Origin of the sequence: Bradyrhizobium sp. SZCCHNR1053, assembly GCF_032381235.1 — a bacterium.
Lineage (GTDB): Bacteria > Pseudomonadota > Alphaproteobacteria > Rhizobiales > Xanthobacteraceae > Bradyrhizobium.
On record NZ_JAUHJM010000003.1, the window covers coordinates 334028 to 348985 of the forward strand.

A 14958-nucleotide genomic window follows, 5' to 3' on the forward strand; every position below is an offset into this window, starting at 1 on the left:
CCTGCGCGTTCGCGCATGTTGGACGGTCGCTTGGTGACTGCGTCAGGCGGAGCAAAAAACGTTCCGAACAGCCGAAACTGCCTCCCCGTCGTCATGAGCCCGTTGGGCGCAGGCCCGGAATCCATAACCACGGCTGGTGGATATGGATTTCGGGCTTGCCGCTGCGCGTCGCCCCGGAATGACGCGCCGACACAGCGTGTCCGATTCTGAACAGCGCGATCAGAACTGTCCGCTTCTCGACATATCAATGCCGGTGCGTGGTGCCCGATGCGCTGTCGTCGATCAGCACGGCGACCTTGGCCGCGATCGACAGCCACGCCCGATGCGCGGCGACCTTGTGGCCGAGCCTGAAGCCGTCGGCCATGCGGGCCGCGAACGCAGGCCCGTCGGTCCCATGCTGTTGCGCGATGATCCACGCGGTCTGCCACAGATCGGTCTCGGTCGTCACGGTGCTAGAGATCCAGCACCAGCCGGTCGCCCTTGCCGCGCGATACGCAGGGCAGGAAGTAGCCTTCGGCGCGTTGCGCCGCCGACAGGCGCTTGTCGCGATGGTCGACCTCGCCCTCGACGACCCTGGTCTTGCAGGTGCCGCATAGGCCCTGCTCGCAGGAGGTTGCGATCTTGACGCCGTTCTCCTCGAGAAACGCGGTCACGGTCTTGTCGCCGGGGATCTTGAAGGTCGCGCCGGTGCTTTTGATGGTGACGTCGAACACCTTGTCGAGTAGCGCCGCGGCCGCCTTCGCGGTGAAGCGCTCGACATGGATGCGCTCCTCGGCAAAGCCCTTCTGCTTGGCCAGCGCGACGATCGGATCCATCCACCAGTCGACGCCGCAGATGAACAGCTGGGTGTCGTCGGGCCGGTCGGCCAGCAGCTCGGCGGCCTTCAGCAGCTGATTGTCCTCAGTGGCTTCCTTGTAGTATGTCGTATCTTCGACGAAGGCCGAGGCCTCGATGGTGCTACGGAACGAATCCGGCGACATCAGCGCGAACACGTAGTGCAGCTCGAACGGGATGTTCTTCGCCTTCAGCGTGTCCGCGATCGACAGGATCGGCGTGACGCCGATGCCGCGCGCCACGAGCAGCGCGCGCTTGGTGTCCTTCGGGATCTTGAAGCGGTTGCGTGGGCGGCTGACCTGCAGCTTGTCGCCTTCGTTGATATCGAGATGCAGCGCCTTGGAGCCGCCGCGGCTGTTGGCATCCTTCCACACGCCGATGCAGTAGCGATTGCGTTCGGCGGCGCTGTTCAGCAGCGAATATTGCCGTGTGAGTCCGTTCGGCAGGGTGACGTCGATATGGCTGCCGGGGGTGAAGCCCGGCAGCGGCTGATCGTCCGCCGGGACGAGTTCGAATGAGGCCATGTTGTGCGCCTCGATGGCCTTCCTGGCCACGACGACGGTGTGCAGGCTGTCGGACATCTGACAACTCCATCTTGCGAACCGGCTCATGAGAGGCCGATGCAAGGGGAGGGCCAAGCGGCGTTCGCCGCGAGGCGCGGCGGCTTTTCTGCTTGTGCATGCTGCGATGAGCGCAAGCTCCTGGAGCGCTGGGTCAAGGCGCGCGGCATCAACCTGCCGGAGACATGATCTGCGTCGCCGCTGCGGGGCGGCGGCGCCGGTCGTCCGTGCCAATGTCAATGGGCGTCGATCGCGTCCGCCTTGGCGCCGCCGGCGACGGAGTAGCGCATCGGCACCTTGCGGGTCTTCAGAAAGGCTTCCAGCGTCTCGCCGCGAAACGCCGCATAGACCTCCGGGTTGGAGACGCCGATCACGGCGGCCATCTTCTCCAGCACGAAGAAGCTGACGCCGCGTCGGATCATCTCGATCCAGCGGCGGTTCTTGATGAGCTCGCGCTCCTCGTCCGTGAGACGGTGCTCGTCCGCCAGTGCGTCGAATTCCTCAACGAATCTCTTGCGATGCGCGGGGATGACGAGCCGGTGCAGGAAGTCGTTGATGCGGAAATTGGCCTGGCTGCGGCCATGGGTGAACGGGTAGGTGCCGGTCAGCATCTCCGCGCCCGCGAGCTCATGGCCGATGTGTGCGCGATAGGCCGCGACCTCCTGCGGGTCGGGCGCGCCGCCGAGATCCTCGAACACCAGCGTGGCGATGTTGGTCACCGACGGTGCGTAGGTCTGCTTGTGCACGAGCCTCACACTGTCCGAGAGCGCACCGCGCATGATCAGCCACATGATGACCTCGGCGCCTTCCATGCCGCCCTTGACCGCGTAGTCGGCGATGCGCATCGCCGTCAGCTGCTCCGGGTCGTTCTCCAGCAGATCGAGGAATTCGTTGTCCCAGTCTTCGTTGAGAAAGCCGGCGCGCTCGCCGTGAACCTGGTGCGACAGCCCGCCGGTGGCGAAGATCGCCACTTTCAGGTCTTCCGGATAGCTCTCGATCGCCTTGCGCAGGGTCTTGCCGAGCTTCCACATCCGCTTCGCATTGGGAATCGGCAGCTGCAGCACGCCGACCTGCAGCGGCACCACCATGCCCGGCCACGGGCCGCTGGCATCGCCCATCATCGATAGCGGCGACAGCAGGCCGTGATCGACCGGCTTGCCCTGGAAGAACGACATGTCGAACTCGTCCGCCATCATCGCCATCGCGATGTGCTGCGACAGGCCGAGGTGGCCCTTCGCCGGCGGCACGTCGCGCGGTCCGCCGCCTTCGTCGGCGGCGATATAGCGGTCGTCAATGCCGAGCGCGAAGGCGGAGTAGTGATCGAAGAAGAACGAGGTGATGTGATCATTGTAGATCATGAACAGGACGTCGATGTCCTTCTGCTTCACCCAGTCGCGCACGACTGCGAAGCCGTCGAAGATCGGCTTCCAGGCCGGGTCGTTCTGCTTGTTGGTGTCGAGTGCGAAGCCGATGGTGGGCGAGTGCGAGGCGCCGATGCCGCCGATGATCCGGGCCAAGTGTCCCTCCGCGAAATGGGCCGCCCTGGACTGTGACCCGCGGCCGTGCTGCGACGGACCTTACGAAGTTTCCCATGCTAGACAATCATGCTAACGTGCACGGATCGTTTCTCTCGATGAACGAGCGGCTCTAGGATGAAATGGCGGATCGAGGACATTCCGGTGTTCCATGCGGTGGTCGCGACCGGCGGCATGACCGGCGCCTCGCGGTCCCTGGGCATGCCGAAATCCTCGGTCAGCAAATCGGTCGCCCGGCTCGAGCAGGATCTCGGCATCCGGCTGTTCGACCGCAACTCGCGGCGCGTCCGGGTGACCCGCGAGGGCGAGCTGTTCTTCCAGCAATGTCAGAAGATCCTGGATCAGGTCTCTGAGGCCGACGCGGTCATGACCGGGCTGGTCGGCGTGCCCAGCGGCCGACTGTCCGTGGCGCTGCCGCCGGCATTCTGCGAGGAGATCCTGGCCCCGCAGCTCGCCGAATTCCACCGCCGCTATCCGCGCATCGAGCTCGATGTCGAGGCGACCACGCGGGCGATCGACATGCTGGCCGACCGCTTCGACATTGCGGTCGTGGTCGGCGTGCAGGAGAATTCCGAGCTGGCGCAGAAGGTGCTGATCGGCGGCCGCCTGATCTGGGTGACCAGCCCCGCCTATCTCGCCGCGCACGACATCGGCGACGACGTCCGCGCGCTGGAGCGCCATCTCATGATCTGCGAGCGGCGCTATGGCGATCGCACCCTGACGATCAAGCAGCACGGCCATCTCGTCCGCTTCGACGTCGGTGCGCATGTCGCCCGCATCAACAATCCGCTCGCGGTGCGCCGCGCCGTCGCCCACGGCGCCGGCATTTCCTTTCTGCCGGAGCACTATTGCGTCGAGCTGCTCGGCGAGGGCCGGCTGGTCGAGATCGGCAGGGGGGTCGCGTTCGACACTCGCGCCGCCCAGTTGACCGCGATCTTTCCGAGCCGCAAGCTGATCTCCTCGCGCGCCCGCGCCTTCCTCGACTTCCTCGAGGAGATCTGCGCCGCGTCCGCGCACACCCTGATCGGTCAGACCTGAGGTGCGCCGTCCGCCTGTCTCACGCAAGCCGATGGAACGACGGCGGCAATGGCTCTCGCACCAGCTCGCTCAGATCGAGCGTTTCACCGCTGTCGGCGATATCCGAGAACAACACCTCGATGAAGGGATGCTGACGGTTGGATGCGGCGCCGCGCCGATATTTCCTGCTCACGATCCGCTCGATCGTAGCAAGGTTCAATTGTCCCAGCGCATTGTATTGGACACGAAACAGGCTCTGCCGGCCGCCCGTGTGCTCGATCGACTCGGCCCAGATGTCCATCACCTTGCGGCTGACGAAGGCCTCGACGCCGATGGCGCCATCCTGGGCGAGCAGGCGCAATCCGTCCATCGTATGCGGCTGCTCATCGACGCTAAATTGGCTCAGCGACATCGGAGATCCCTTTCTGTTGCGTGCATCGGCGGTCTCACGGGAGAGTCGAGAACGGCGATCGGCGCGTCGAACGTGTAGGAGAGCCCTGACGGCGCATAGTTCAACTGAACCTCGCCGCCGAGCTGCACGCCGAGCGTTTCGATCAGCCGGGTTCCGAAGCTTCGGCTGGCGGGCTGTTGAACGACCGGGCCGTTTCTTTCGGTCCAGGCGAAGCGGACCCGGCGTTGGTCGACGGTCCACAGCAGATCGACGCGTCCTTCCGGCACGGACAGCGCACCGAACTTCAGGGCGTTCGTGCACAGCTCGTTGAGCGTCATCGCGATGGCGATGACGGCATCCGGCGTCACCAGCACGTCGGGCCCGGTGATCGCAAAGCGTGAGTCGTCGGGCGTGTCGAAGGCCTGGACGGACGTACGGATCACCGTGCGGAGATCGCCGCTGGACAATTTCGCTTGCAGGAGGAGATCGTGTGCCCGTCCGAGGGCCAGGAGCCGCCCGGAGATGGCATGCTGTGCATCCTTGGTCGCCGGCACGTTGCGGAGGCTCTGGGAGACGATGGCGGTGACGGTCGCGAGCGTATTCTTGATGCGATGGTGCAGCTCCTCGAGAATGAGCTTTTGCAGCCTGCTCGCCGTCTCGCGTTCTCTCGCCTCGATTTCGGCCTGCTCGGACCGGGTCTTGGCATTGCTCTCGGCCTCGACGAGCAGGCGCTTCAGCCCGATGATTTCCGTCAGCAGAAAGTCGGGATCCACGACCGTGCCGTGAGGAGGCTCTGTGGTGAGGTTGATCTCGAGCATTGGCTGACATGTCCTTGTACCGGATGCCGCCCTCGGAGGGCACGATGGTACGCAGGAGCAGGCCGCCCCAGCGTCACTTCGTTCGCGAGCGGACACTTCCGTTGAAATGCCCGAGTATCTCGGCGGCGTTTGCGAGGATGGTCGCCTTCCTGATCGCGGCAGCGCGCTCGCCGCCCTGCTGCATCAGGCCCGCCGTCTCCAACGCATTCTCCGCCCTGGTGGCGAGTGTCGCGTGCAGCGATGACCGCTCTCGCTTGGCCGGCTCGGAGGGCTTGTCGGGGTGAACTGGCGCAAGCGCCCCGCTGCGAACGGCGGCCACCGGATCAGAATCGCGGCGACGATCAGCAGCCCAAAGAATGGCGGCGCCAGGAGCGGTCGCACCAACCACGCGCGCACTGGACGTGGTGGTGTTCGAAGAGGTGTTCGAAGTTTTCGACATGCTGTCCGCCTTCTGGTCGCGGCGGGAGCGTATGGCTCTCAGTCACCGATGGCAGCCGGGGGACGCGCGGTGATCATCAACATATGGTGTGCGCGCGCGCGATAGCGAGGTCCAGCCCGAAACTATTTGTCGTGAGGATCTGGTCGCCGCCATCGCCTGAAGCGAGAGCGAGTCTGGCCTGGCGGCTCATCCGACGTTCGTAGCATCGTTGCATCGACATGCGAACGTCGGACGCCTGGCTCATTTGTGGATCATGTGCAGTTCTGATCGCGATGCCTTGGCATGAGTCGGAACGTCGGGCGTGTTATCGGCCGATTCCGACGCTCACGCCGGGCGCGCGGATGCCGATGCCGCCACGATCTTCATAGCCACGCCGCTCGTGCCGGCCATAGCCGTAGGCGCCGCGGTCTTCGCGGATGATGACACGGCGTTCGCGGCTTTGGCGCCAGCAGCGGCCGTTCGCGTTGCAGACCAGGCGAACCTGCTGGATGCTGCTCTCCGGGAGGACCGATATACCGGCCGTGAGCGGGGCAGCGGAGGCGGCTGCAGCCATCAATGTGCTCGCGGCTACTGCGAGAGTGATCGTAAGAATCTTCATGGTGATGAGATGTCTCCGGGTGGGGGGATTGCGTCATGGAACCAATCTGCTGGCCATCCCATGGTTCCCCCGGCGGCGTCATTTGTTTCGTCCCGAGGCTCTGGCGTCGAACGGCTGCCTGCGCGCCATCGTGGCGGCAGCCTGCGCCCGTGACGCCGGAGCGCGGCGATGCTGCGCTCCGGCTGGCAAGGTCATCCCCGCCGCGCCGCCTCGATGGCGGCGACGTCGATCTTCTTCATCGTCATCATCGCGGCGAACACGCGCTTGGCCTCGGCTCCGCCGGCCGCCATCGCGTCGGTGAGTGCGCGCGGCGTGATCTGCCAGGAGATGCCCCATTTGTCCTTGCACCAGCCGCACTGGCTTTCCTGGCCGCCATGGCCAACGATGGCGTTCCAGTAGCGGTCGGTCTCTTCCTGATCGTCGGTGGCGATCTGGAACGAGAAGGATTCATTGTGGGTGAACGCGGGACCGCCATTGAGGCCGAGGCAGGGGATGCCACACACCGTGAATTGCACTGTCAGCACGTCGCCGGCCTTGCCGGACGGATAGTCGCCCGGCGCGCGGTGCACGGAGGCCACGTGGCTGTCGGGAAACACCTCGGCATAGAACCGCGCGGCCGCCTCGGCGTCCTTGTCGAACCACAGGCAGATCGTGTTTTTGTTCGTCGGCATCGCAGGGGTCCTCTCCGGTCCGGGTGCAGGCCACGCTTCAACCTTGGATAGGCGGCCATTTGGGAGTGCTCAAGCCAGCTCGTATCGATACGGCTGACCCAAGGACGGTCCGCATGCGCACATGCCGACACGACGGCCGGCGTTTCCAGCAGATTTTTTTCAGGTGGTCTGCAGCGGGTCGGTTCCGCCAACGGTTGTGGTCTTGGCGCAGTCATATCGTATGGACGTGTCGTGAGGCTTGCCGCCGCGGGTCCTGCGGCAGGGGGAATTGCATGAAAGCCATCACGCCGTCCGTGATATCGGACGCGCTCGTCCTGCTGGCATTCGTTTTCGCAGCCGGGAGCGCCGCCGAGGCGGTCGGGTTCACCTGCGTCGCGAAGATGTCGCAGCAGCTCACGTCGGCCAAGCTGGAGAGTCTGATCACGCGAACCTGCCTTCGTCTCGGTCCGCTCGTGATCGGCGACGCTGCGATCGGGCAGGGCGTGTGATCTCGATCCGGATTCGTCAGCCGTGAGGCCAGTCGAGGCTCGGGCCGCCGTAGCCGGATTTGCGCCGCGGATATCCGCTCCGTCGTGACAAGCTGCCAGGTAACCTTTCCAGGTCCGCGATCGAACCGTCGGAACAACATGGTCCGGAGCGATCAGCGGAGGTATCCGATTGCAGATCACACGCCCGCGCATCGTGCGCATCACGCACCGGCCGAGCGGCGAGGTGATTGCCGAAGGGCCGGTCGGACTCTGGGGCATCACGCCGTTCGAAGGAAATCTCTACATCCGGCGGCGCTACCTGAAGACGGGCCATCTTCGGCTGAACTGGATCCCCGGGCTGTGCATCTACAAGTTCTTGTACGTTTGGCTGGACCTTCGGCTTCCGGATGGCCGGCGTGAGCCGTCGATCGGCTGGCTGTACTGGCTACCCAATCCGCTGTTCTTCTTCATCGCATTCCGTCCCGCCGTGCCGCAGTCGTCGCCCGTTCTCGTCGTCGAGGAGGTGACGGAATGAGCGTGGCGAGCCGGCGCGATGTGACCGGCGGCCTGCTGTCGGTCCTCATGGCGGGCGCGGGATCCGCCCTGGCTGCGCCGCCTCACGATGACGTGCCGGCCTTCGCGGACGGGCGCCATCAGCTCATCTTGCTGCGGCCGCAACAGAGCCTGCCGCCGGTGAGGCTGTTTCGCCTCGAGGGCGGGACGCTCGATCTGGCCGCGCTGCGCGGCGCGCCGATCCTGCTGAACTTCTTCGCCTCATGGTGCGCGGCCTGCCGCACCGAACTGCCGGTGCTGGATCAACTCGCGCGCAGCGTCGCCCATGATCGCCTGCAGGTCGTCGCGGTGTCCGAAGACCGGAGCGATCGCGACCGTGTCGGTCGTTTCGTCGGGTCGCTTGGGCTGAAGACGCTGCCGATCTGCCTCGATCCGAACGGATATGTGGCCCAGCAGGGCGACGGCAGCGGCAGGACCGCGCCGTTCATCCTCCATGGAATGCCGATCACCTACCTGATCTCCGCTTCGGGCCTCGTCATCGGATACCTCCAGGGCGCCGCCGATTGGTCGTCGTCGGCGGCCGCCGATCTATTCGTCTATCTCAGGCGCAATTGAGGGACGCCATCTCGAACGCGGCGACGTAACCTTCCGCCGCATCCGAGCGAACCAATGTGCAGGCGTGCCGATGGCCGCCAGACGCCTGCAATGTCCGCAGGCTGAACCCTGAGAATGGAGGAACACGCATGTCCAATCGCACGCTGTCCGCAATGATTGTCGGCGCATTCGCGGTCGCCGCCGGCACGCTTGCCGTGACGTCCGCCTCGGCGGAGATGATGGCCAAGGGCGACATGGAAAAGATGATGAAGGCCAAGCAGGCCGAGACCATGAAGGCCATGAAGGACGGCAAGATGGAGAAGTGCTTCGGCGTCGCGCTGAAGGGCCAGAACGATTGCTTCGCGGGCGCCGGCACGACCTGCGCGGGCACGAGCACGGCGGACTATCAGGGCAATGCCTTCAAGCTCGAACCCAAGGGCACCTGCACGACGATGCAGACCCCGAAGGGATCGGGAAGCCTCACGCCGAAGGCCTGATGCCGCGGGCGGGCTGCGCGCGGCCCGCCTCACTTCTTGATCGGAGCCACCACGTGTCACGCTCGCAATTCTCGACGGCTGCAGGGATCCCTGCACGGGGGGGCGTCGGCCTGAAGGCCGAGCACTACCGCTGCATCGTCGAAACATCGCCCGACATCGGCTTCTTCGAAGTGCATGCCGAGAACTACATGGGCGCGGGCGGACCGCCGCACCGCTACCTCATGGCTATTCGCGAGCGCTATCCGCTGTCGCTTCACGGCGTCGGATTGTCGATCGGCGCCGATCGCCCGCTCGACCAAGCCCATCTCGGCCGCCTCCGCCAATTGATCGCGCGCTACGAGCCCGGATTGTTCTCGGAACACCTCGCGTGGTCGTCGCACGAGTCCGGGTTCTTCAACGATCTGCTTCCGGTCCCTTACACGACGGAAACCCTGAACCGCATCTGCGCCAATATCGACGAGGTGCAGAGCGCGCTCGGCCGCCGCATGCTGCTCGAAAATCCGTCCACCTATGTCGCGTTCGCCGAGAGCAACTGGTCCGAACCCGCCTTCATTGCCGAGATCGCGCGCCGCACCGGCTGCGGACTCCTGCTCGACGTCAACAACGTGCACGTCGCCGCAACTAATCAGCAGTGGGATCCGTATTCCTATCTCGACGCGTTTCCGCTTGGGCATGTGCTGCAGATCCATCTCGCCGGTCACGCGCGCGAGGCCGACGAGCACGGACAGCCGCTCCTTATCGATACCCATGACCGTCCGGTCGACGACGTGGTCTGGGCGCTGTATGCGCGTGCCATCCGGTCGATCGGCCCCGTGCCGACGCTGGTCGAGTGGGACGCCGAGGTGCCACCCTGGCCGGTGCTCGCGGAAGATGCCAGCCGCGCCGAGGCGATCATGCGCATGCAAGTGACGGAGGTGGCGTGATGCCGCCGCCTGCTGAACCTCTTGGCAGCTTTGCGCGGGCGCTGCTCGACCCCGAGCAGCCGGTGCCCGCCGGCCTGGTCGGGCCGGACGGCACGCCGAGCCGGCGACGGTTCGGCGTCTACCGCAACAACGTCGTGGTCGGCTTGACGGCCACGCTGAAGGACGCCTATCCCGCAGTGCATCGCATCGTCGGAGCGGAGTTCTTCCAGGCCATGGCGCGCCGCTATGTCGTCTCCGAGCTTCCGCGCTCTCCCATCCTGCTCGATTACGGCGCCGGCTTCGCCGCGTTCATCCACGGCTTCGCGCCGGCATCGGCGCTGCCCTATCTGGCGGATGTCGCGCGGATCGAGCGCGCCTGGACGGAGGCCTATCACGCCGCCGAGGCCGGGCCGGTCACACCGGCGGCCTTCGCAGCCGTTGCGCCGTCCGATCTGCCCGGGCTTCGCCTGCGGTTTCATCCGTCGTTGCGGCTCGTCGGCTCATCGTTTCCTGCGCTCACGATTTGGCAGATGAATACGGCGGGAGGAATTCCTGGCCCTGTAGATCTCGACGCCGGAGAGGCCGCGCTGATCGTCCGTCCGGACGCTGATGTCGTGGTCCGCTCGATCCCCGCGGGCAGCCTCGCTTTCGTCGAGGCCCTCCTGGCTGGCCGATCGGTCCTGACGGCGCTCGAGAATGCGCTGCGCGCCGACGTCCGGTTCGAGCTGGCCGGAACGCTCCACGACCTGATCCACAGCGGAGCCGTGATCGGCTTCGACCTCGCGCCGATGGCGGGGACGGCATGAGAACGGCCGCAACCATTCCAGCCCTCGCCGTCGTCGTGCGTGACGTCGCGGATCGGCTCGCTCGCCTGGCGGGGACCGTGGCGCCCCCGGTGCTGCGGATCGCGCTGGCGGTCCCGTTCTTCAGATCCGGCCTGACCAAGTGGGATGGGTTGCTGTCGCTGTCGCCGGCCGCTTCCTATCTGTTCGAGGATGAGTTCAAGCTGCATGTGTTCGGGCAGGCCTACGATCTTCCCTGGCCTACGGCCTTCGCGTTCTTCGATGGCGTGGCCGAGATCGTGCTGCCCGTGCTTCTCGTGGCCGGGCTCGCGACCCGGCTGAGCGCGCTCGGGCTTCTGATGATGACCGCAATCATTCAGCTCGTGGTTCCCGACGGCTGGGCCAATTTTCATCTGCCATGGGCTGCGATGGCCGTTGCGATCATCGCCCTGGGGCCGGGGCCTGTCAGTCTCGATCATCTCGCGGCGTCGTTCGGTCGAAAGGCGGAGGGCGCCGATGAGCGGTGATCCGGGCGGTCCCGCACCGCGGCTGAGGCTCGTCGCGGCCGGCCATCAGGCGCGTGCCGAGGTCAGGCCGGGGCGGCGGGCGCTCGATTGGGCGATCCTGATGGCGCATGCCCAGGAGGGTGACCGCGTCGCCTATCAGCGACTGCTGCAGGAGATCACGCCGTATCTGCGCTCGCTCGCGGCCCGGCGCTGCAACGACCGCAGCGACATCGAGGACGCGGTGCAGGACGTGCTGTTGACCATTCATTCGATCCGCCACACCTATGATCCGACGCGCCCGTTCGCGCCGTGGCTGGTGACCATCGCCAACCGCCGGCTGATCGATCGGGTGCGGCGGCAGGTCCGCCAGCGTGGGCGAGAGATCGCGCTGGCGCCGGAGCACGAGATTGCAGCCGAGCCCGAGACCAGTGCGGAGGCGGCCCCTGACCGCCGCGAACTGGAGCGGGCGATCGGCAACCTTCCGCCGGCCCAGCAACAGGCCGTGCGGCTGCTTAAGCTCAAGGAGCTGTCGCTCAGGGAGGCGTCGGCGGCGACCGGAATGTCCACGACCTCCTTGAAAGTCAACATGCACCGCGCTCTGAAGAGCCTTCAGAAACTGCTCATTCCGCGGAACGAGCCATGATCAAGACCGATGACCTGATCGACTCTCTTGCGACCGACATGCGGCCGGTGAGACGGCTGCGGCCGCCGCTGCTGCGCGCCTGCGGCTGGCTGCTGGGAGCAGCCGCCATCGTGGCGTTGCTCGCCGTCAACCAGGGGATCCGTCCGGATCTGGCGCAGCGCCTGCACGATGCGCCCTTCGTCACCAGCCTGCTGGGATCGATCCTGACCGGCGTGCTGGCGGTGATCGCGGCGTTCCTGATCAGTCTTCCCGACCGCTCGCGACTCTGGATGCTCCTGCCGCTGCCGGCGCTTGCGCTCTGGCTGTCCAACATCGGCTATCAGTGTCTGACGGACTGGGTCTCGATCGGTCCCGACGGCATGAGTCCGGGCGAAGCGGCGCGCTGCTTCACGACGCTCGCGGTGACGAGTCTGCCGCTGTCGCTGGCCTTGCTGGTGATGCTGCGCTATGCCGCGCGGCTTCGTCCCACCATGGTCGCTCTGATGGGAAGCCTCGCCGTCTCTGCGATCACGTCGACGGCGCTCGCGCTGTTCCATACCATCGACGCCTCGGTGATGATCCTGATGTGGAACGTCGGAACGGCGGTCCTGCTCATGGGGGTGGCCGCCCTGTTTGGCCGCCGCATGTTCCTCTCGATCGCGCCACGCGTCTTTGCCCAGGACTGAGCTCGCAGTGCTGCGCGCCACGAACATGGGCGGCAGCGGGCGTAACCTTTGTCGCGTTCGAAGCGAACAGCCAGCAGGGCTTCGGCGCGGGCAGGCCCGCCAGGACGCGCATCGCGCGCGTCGACATGCACGCGGCGCCAGGAGAATAGGACGATGCAACGATCGAAGAATCTGATCTCGTGGGCCGGCCCGGTGCTGCTGCTCGCGTCATTCGCTGCCTCCGGCCCCAGCATGGCGGCCGATGCAAGCCATCTGACCTTCGTCACGCATGCTGCATTCTTCTCGGCCGAGACAAAGCAGCCGAAGTCGGTCGATCCCCATGCCTTCGTCGCGGACGCGGCAGCGCCGGTCGCCGTCGGGCCGCAGAACATCTCGCATGTCGCCGGCTTCCGGCCAGCGTTCATCGATCAGGATGCGATGACCGTTGCAATCTCCAATGCCAAGGGAGAGGCGATCGGCTTTACGCTCGGCGACTGGCTGGCGGCGAGCGGCAGCGTGACGCTCACGCCGGCGGCTGGCGGCAAGGTCGAGATTGCCATGAGCTTCGATCATCTGAAGCCGGGCGGCCATTACAGCCTGTTCGAAAACCATTTCGACCAGAAGCCTGTCGGCTTCACGCCGCTCGACGGCACTGCCACGACCAACGACTTCGTGGCCAGCGCAGATGGCAAGGCCAAGCTGACGATCATGGCGCCGCAGCCTCTGACCCACGACAACGCCGTGCTGCTCGTCTATCACAGCGACGGTGCGGCTCATGGCGCGCAGCGCGGCGACATCGGCGTCAATGCCCATCATCAGCTGATCGCACGGATTCCGGAATAGGCGGTCAGAGAGCTGGCGCATGATGGCAAGGCCGGCGAGGTGACCCGACGATTCGTAGGCCATCATGCACGGCTGTGGGGGAGGGGGATCGCAGATGGACAAGAGCGCAGTGCTGGCAGCGCCTGTGGCCGTCCTCTGAGACCCCCGCCGCGGCCTCGGACCATGAGAGCTCAGCAACGGCTGCGGACATCAACGATGCAAATGCGATCGCTTTGGTCGTTCAGGGGAAAGGCCTTAGGAGCGACCGAACGGCCGAACGATGAGCTTCTCGCGCTGTTTCGGGGCAGGCGGCCTGCCGATTGGAAAGATTTTGATTGCTGTTTTTCAGAAACTGTGCTTATGTCGGCGCAACCCGCCTCGAGCAGAGGGACGTACGCGTCGTCACGAACGTGGAGGTGGGCTGCGATGGACGTGATGGCTGTGCCGACGAGCGCAGTGGTTACGTACGGCGAAGTCGTGTGGTCCTGGCCTCTCGACGCTGAGGTCAAGTCCGTGAGCGTTGCTTGACGGCACGCGCGGGCGATGGGGGCAAGAAAGCCGATCCCCAGGGAGAGCACGAAGGACACCGTTAACACCGTCGCGCGGGGAAGGCCGGGTCTGTCCGGCTGTACCTGTGGTACCTGCCGCCTGCATTCTTTTGAGCAGGCGGGCCACGGGCCTCAGCCGAGGTCCGGCCTTCCTCGCGCCCTCTCATGATCAGGAGGGACACGGATGCTGCATCACCCGGGCACGACGTGCCGCGGGATGAAAGATGCTTATCACTTCGCCTCCGTGATGAGGCCGAAGGTGTCGACATTTACTCAACTGTCGTCCCGGACAAGCGCGCAACGCGCGCGCCGATCCGGGATCCATAACCCCAAGGAGATGTGCGAGGCACGATGGTCGACCATTCTCGCCCAGCTGCATCCGCCGCGGCGTATGGATCCCGGGTCGGCGTCCGGCAACGCTCCGCGTTGTCGGACTTGCCCGGGACGACACTGAATGCTTGGCGCGCTTTGGACTTCATCACCAGCAATGTGAGTTTTGCAGCGCTGCTCCGATCCATGTATCCAGCAGCCGCACAACACGGAGGAAATGCACATGACCAAGACCGCCGCCGAAATCGAGGACGACCGTCAGATCCGCGAGCTGTTGCAGAACTGGGCGATCTGGCGCGATGCCGGCGATTGGGAGCGTTTCCGCACGGTGTGGCATCCGGATGGGCGGATGATGGCGACGTGGACGCAGGGCACCGGCGACGAGTTCATCGAGATCAGCAAGGCGGCCTGGGCCAAGGGTGTGAACATCCTGCACTTTCTCGGCGGCATCTCGGTCGATCTCGCCGGCCACCGCGCGATCGCGCAGACCAAGATGACGATCTCACAGCGTGCGGAGGTCGAAGGCGTCGTTTGCGACGTGCTCTGCACCGGCCGCTTCTACGACTTTCTCGAGAAGCGCGCGGGCAAATGGGGCATCGTGCTGCGCCAGCCGATCTATGAGAAGGATCGCATGGACCCGGTGACACCCGGCGCGGTGCCGGCGCTGGATCGTGCGCTGCTCGAGCAGTTTCCCGTGGGGTATCGGCATCTCGCCTATCTGCAGACGCGCATCGGCTACACGGTGAAGCGCGACATGCCCGGGCTGAAGGGGCCGGAAGTCGAAGCGCTCTATGCACGCGGCGCCGCGTGGCTTCGGGGCGAGCACTCGTGATCGTCGAACCCTGCC

General features: G+C 65.5%; 20 protein-coding genes. 12 read left to right on the top strand and 8 right to left on the bottom strand.

Annotated elements, in window-relative coordinates; genetic code table 11:
• Positions 1–244 precede the first annotated feature (244 nt).
• The 3 genes from QX051_RS10690 to QX051_RS10700 form a co-directional block, all read right to left on the bottom strand.
• Positions 245–448, bottom strand: a complete 204-nt coding sequence (locus QX051_RS10690; RefSeq protein ID WP_315776080.1) for a hypothetical protein — start codon at positions 446–448, stop codon at positions 245–247.
• A gap of 4 nt (positions 449–452) precedes the next feature.
• The gene (locus tag QX051_RS10695) at positions 453–1415 is read right to left on the bottom strand and encodes a PDR/VanB family oxidoreductase (protein WP_315776081.1); all 963 of its coding nucleotides are present in this window, start codon (positions 1413–1415) and stop codon (positions 453–455) included.
• Positions 1416–1630: 215 nt separating this feature from the next.
• On the bottom strand, positions 1631–2911 hold the full coding sequence (locus QX051_RS10700; protein ID WP_315772068.1) for a gallate dioxygenase: 1281 nt from the start codon (positions 2909–2911) through the stop codon (positions 1631–1633).
• A 135-nt stretch (positions 2912–3046) separates the two neighbouring features.
• On the opposite strand from QX051_RS10700, the gene QX051_RS10705 reads away from it, so the two are divergent.
• Complete coding sequence (locus tag QX051_RS10705; protein ID WP_315776082.1) at positions 3047–3967, top strand: LysR family transcriptional regulator; 921 nt, start codon at positions 3047–3049, stop codon at positions 3965–3967.
• A 19-nt stretch (positions 3968–3986) separates the two neighbouring features.
• Here QX051_RS10705 and QX051_RS10710 read toward each other — a convergent pair whose 3' ends face one another.
• The 5 genes from QX051_RS10710 to QX051_RS10730 form a co-directional block, all read right to left on the bottom strand.
• Positions 3987–4358: a signal transduction histidine kinase gene (locus QX051_RS10710; protein WP_315776083.1), complete on the bottom strand. Its 372-nt coding sequence runs from the start codon at positions 4356–4358 to the stop codon at positions 3987–3989.
• Positions 4349–5155 (bottom strand): sensor histidine kinase, encoded by an 807-nt coding sequence (locus QX051_RS10715; RefSeq protein WP_315776084.1) that lies wholly within the window; start codon positions 5153–5155, stop codon positions 4349–4351. Before QX051_RS10715 ends, QX051_RS10710 begins: the two co-directional genes overlap by 10 nt.
• Positions 5156–5228: 73 nt before the next feature.
• Positions 5229–5594 (bottom strand): hypothetical protein, encoded by a 366-nt coding sequence (locus tag QX051_RS10720; protein WP_315738441.1) that lies wholly within the window; start codon positions 5592–5594, stop codon positions 5229–5231.
• 304 nt (positions 5595–5898) lie between these two features.
• Positions 5899–6192: a hypothetical protein gene (locus QX051_RS10725; protein ID WP_315776085.1), complete on the bottom strand. Its 294-nt coding sequence runs from the start codon at positions 6190–6192 to the stop codon at positions 5899–5901.
• Between the two features lie 191 nt (positions 6193–6383).
• Positions 6384–6863, bottom strand: a complete 480-nt coding sequence (locus tag QX051_RS10730) for a VOC family protein (protein WP_315755474.1) — start codon at positions 6861–6863, stop codon at positions 6384–6386.
• A 272-nt stretch (positions 6864–7135) separates the two neighbouring features.
• Between QX051_RS10730 and QX051_RS10735 the strand changes: the two genes are divergently transcribed.
• The 11 genes from QX051_RS10735 (at position 7136) to QX051_RS10785 (ending at position 14943) form a co-directional block, all read left to right on the top strand.
• On the top strand, positions 7136–7351 hold the full coding sequence (locus QX051_RS10735; protein WP_315776086.1) for a hypothetical protein: 216 nt from the start codon (positions 7136–7138) through the stop codon (positions 7349–7351).
• A 169-nt stretch (positions 7352–7520) separates the two neighbouring features.
• Positions 7521–7865, top strand: coding sequence for a hypothetical protein (locus QX051_RS10740; protein ID WP_315772081.1), 345 nt, complete (start codon positions 7521–7523; stop codon positions 7863–7865).
• A gap of 20 nt (positions 7866–7885) precedes the next feature.
• Positions 7886–8458, top strand: a complete 573-nt coding sequence (locus tag QX051_RS10745; protein ID WP_315772083.1) for a TlpA disulfide reductase family protein — start codon at positions 7886–7888, stop codon at positions 8456–8458.
• A 128-nt stretch (positions 8459–8586) separates the two neighbouring features.
• Complete coding sequence (locus QX051_RS10750; RefSeq protein WP_315738435.1) at positions 8587–8934, top strand: DUF2282 domain-containing protein; 348 nt, start codon at positions 8587–8589, stop codon at positions 8932–8934.
• A 53-nt stretch (positions 8935–8987) separates the two neighbouring features.
• Complete coding sequence (locus QX051_RS10755) at positions 8988–9857, top strand: DUF692 domain-containing protein (protein WP_315776088.1); 870 nt, start codon at positions 8988–8990, stop codon at positions 9855–9857.
• Positions 9857–10642, top strand: a complete 786-nt coding sequence (locus tag QX051_RS10760; protein ID WP_315776089.1) for a DNA-binding domain-containing protein — start codon at positions 9857–9859, stop codon at positions 10640–10642. Before QX051_RS10755 ends, QX051_RS10760 begins: the two co-directional genes overlap by 1 nt.
• On the top strand, positions 10639–11145 hold the full coding sequence (locus QX051_RS10765; RefSeq protein WP_315776090.1) for a DoxX family protein: 507 nt from the start codon (positions 10639–10641) through the stop codon (positions 11143–11145). The genes QX051_RS10760 and QX051_RS10765 overlap by 4 nt, the downstream gene beginning before the upstream one ends.
• Complete coding sequence (locus tag QX051_RS10770) at positions 11135–11767, top strand: sigma-70 family RNA polymerase sigma factor (RefSeq protein ID WP_315738431.1); 633 nt, start codon at positions 11135–11137, stop codon at positions 11765–11767. The genes QX051_RS10765 and QX051_RS10770 overlap by 11 nt, the downstream gene beginning before the upstream one ends.
• The gene (locus QX051_RS10775) at positions 11764–12432 is read left to right on the top strand and encodes a DUF1109 domain-containing protein (RefSeq protein ID WP_315738430.1); all 669 of its coding nucleotides are present in this window, start codon (positions 11764–11766) and stop codon (positions 12430–12432) included. Before QX051_RS10770 ends, QX051_RS10775 begins: the two co-directional genes overlap by 4 nt.
• 153 nt (positions 12433–12585) lie before the next feature.
• A complete protein-coding gene (locus tag QX051_RS10780; RefSeq protein ID WP_315738429.1) occupies positions 12586–13254 on the top strand; it encodes a hypothetical protein in 669 nt (222 codons plus the stop codon).
• Between the two features lie 1080 nt (positions 13255–14334).
• Complete coding sequence (locus QX051_RS10785; RefSeq protein ID WP_315776091.1) at positions 14335–14943, top strand: nuclear transport factor 2 family protein; 609 nt, start codon at positions 14335–14337, stop codon at positions 14941–14943.
• The last annotated feature ends 15 nt before the right edge of the window (positions 14944–14958 follow it).

Coding starts and splice junctions, on each gene's coding strand:
- QX051_RS10695 (WP_315776081.1), bottom strand. CDS start 1,415: ATGTCCGACAGCCTGCACACCGTCGTCGTGGCCAGGAAGGCCATCGAG.
- QX051_RS10705 (WP_315776082.1), top strand. CDS start 3,047: ATGAAATGGCGGATCGAGGACATTCCGGTGTTCCATGCGGTGGTCGCG.
- QX051_RS10710 (WP_315776083.1), bottom strand. CDS start 4,358: ATGTCGCTGAGCCAATTTAGCGTCGATGAGCAGCCGCATACGATGGAC.
- QX051_RS10715 (WP_315776084.1), bottom strand. CDS start 5,155: ATGCTCGAGATCAACCTCACCACAGAGCCTCCTCACGGCACGGTCGTG.
- QX051_RS10720 (WP_315738441.1), bottom strand. CDS start 5,594: ATGTCGAAAACTTCGAACACCTCTTCGAACACCACCACGTCCAGTGCG.
- QX051_RS10725 (WP_315776085.1), bottom strand. CDS start 6,192: ATGAAGATTCTTACGATCACTCTCGCAGTAGCCGCGAGCACATTGATG.
- QX051_RS10730 (WP_315755474.1), bottom strand. CDS start 6,863: ATGCCGACGAACAAAAACACGATCTGCCTGTGGTTCGACAAGGACGCC.
- QX051_RS10735 (WP_315776086.1), top strand. CDS start 7,136: ATGAAAGCCATCACGCCGTCCGTGATATCGGACGCGCTCGTCCTGCTG.
- QX051_RS10750 (WP_315738435.1), top strand. CDS start 8,587: ATGTCCAATCGCACGCTGTCCGCAATGATTGTCGGCGCATTCGCGGTC.
- QX051_RS10760 (WP_315776089.1), top strand. CDS start 9,857: ATGCCGCCGCCTGCTGAACCTCTTGGCAGCTTTGCGCGGGCGCTGCTC.
- QX051_RS10765 (WP_315776090.1), top strand. CDS start 10,639: ATGAGAACGGCCGCAACCATTCCAGCCCTCGCCGTCGTCGTGCGTGAC.
- QX051_RS10770 (WP_315738431.1), top strand. CDS start 11,135: ATGAGCGGTGATCCGGGCGGTCCCGCACCGCGGCTGAGGCTCGTCGCG.
- QX051_RS10775 (WP_315738430.1), top strand. CDS start 11,764: ATGATCAAGACCGATGACCTGATCGACTCTCTTGCGACCGACATGCGG.
- QX051_RS10780 (WP_315738429.1), top strand. CDS start 12,586: ATGCAACGATCGAAGAATCTGATCTCGTGGGCCGGCCCGGTGCTGCTG.
- QX051_RS10785 (WP_315776091.1), top strand. CDS start 14,335: ATGACCAAGACCGCCGCCGAAATCGAGGACGACCGTCAGATCCGCGAG.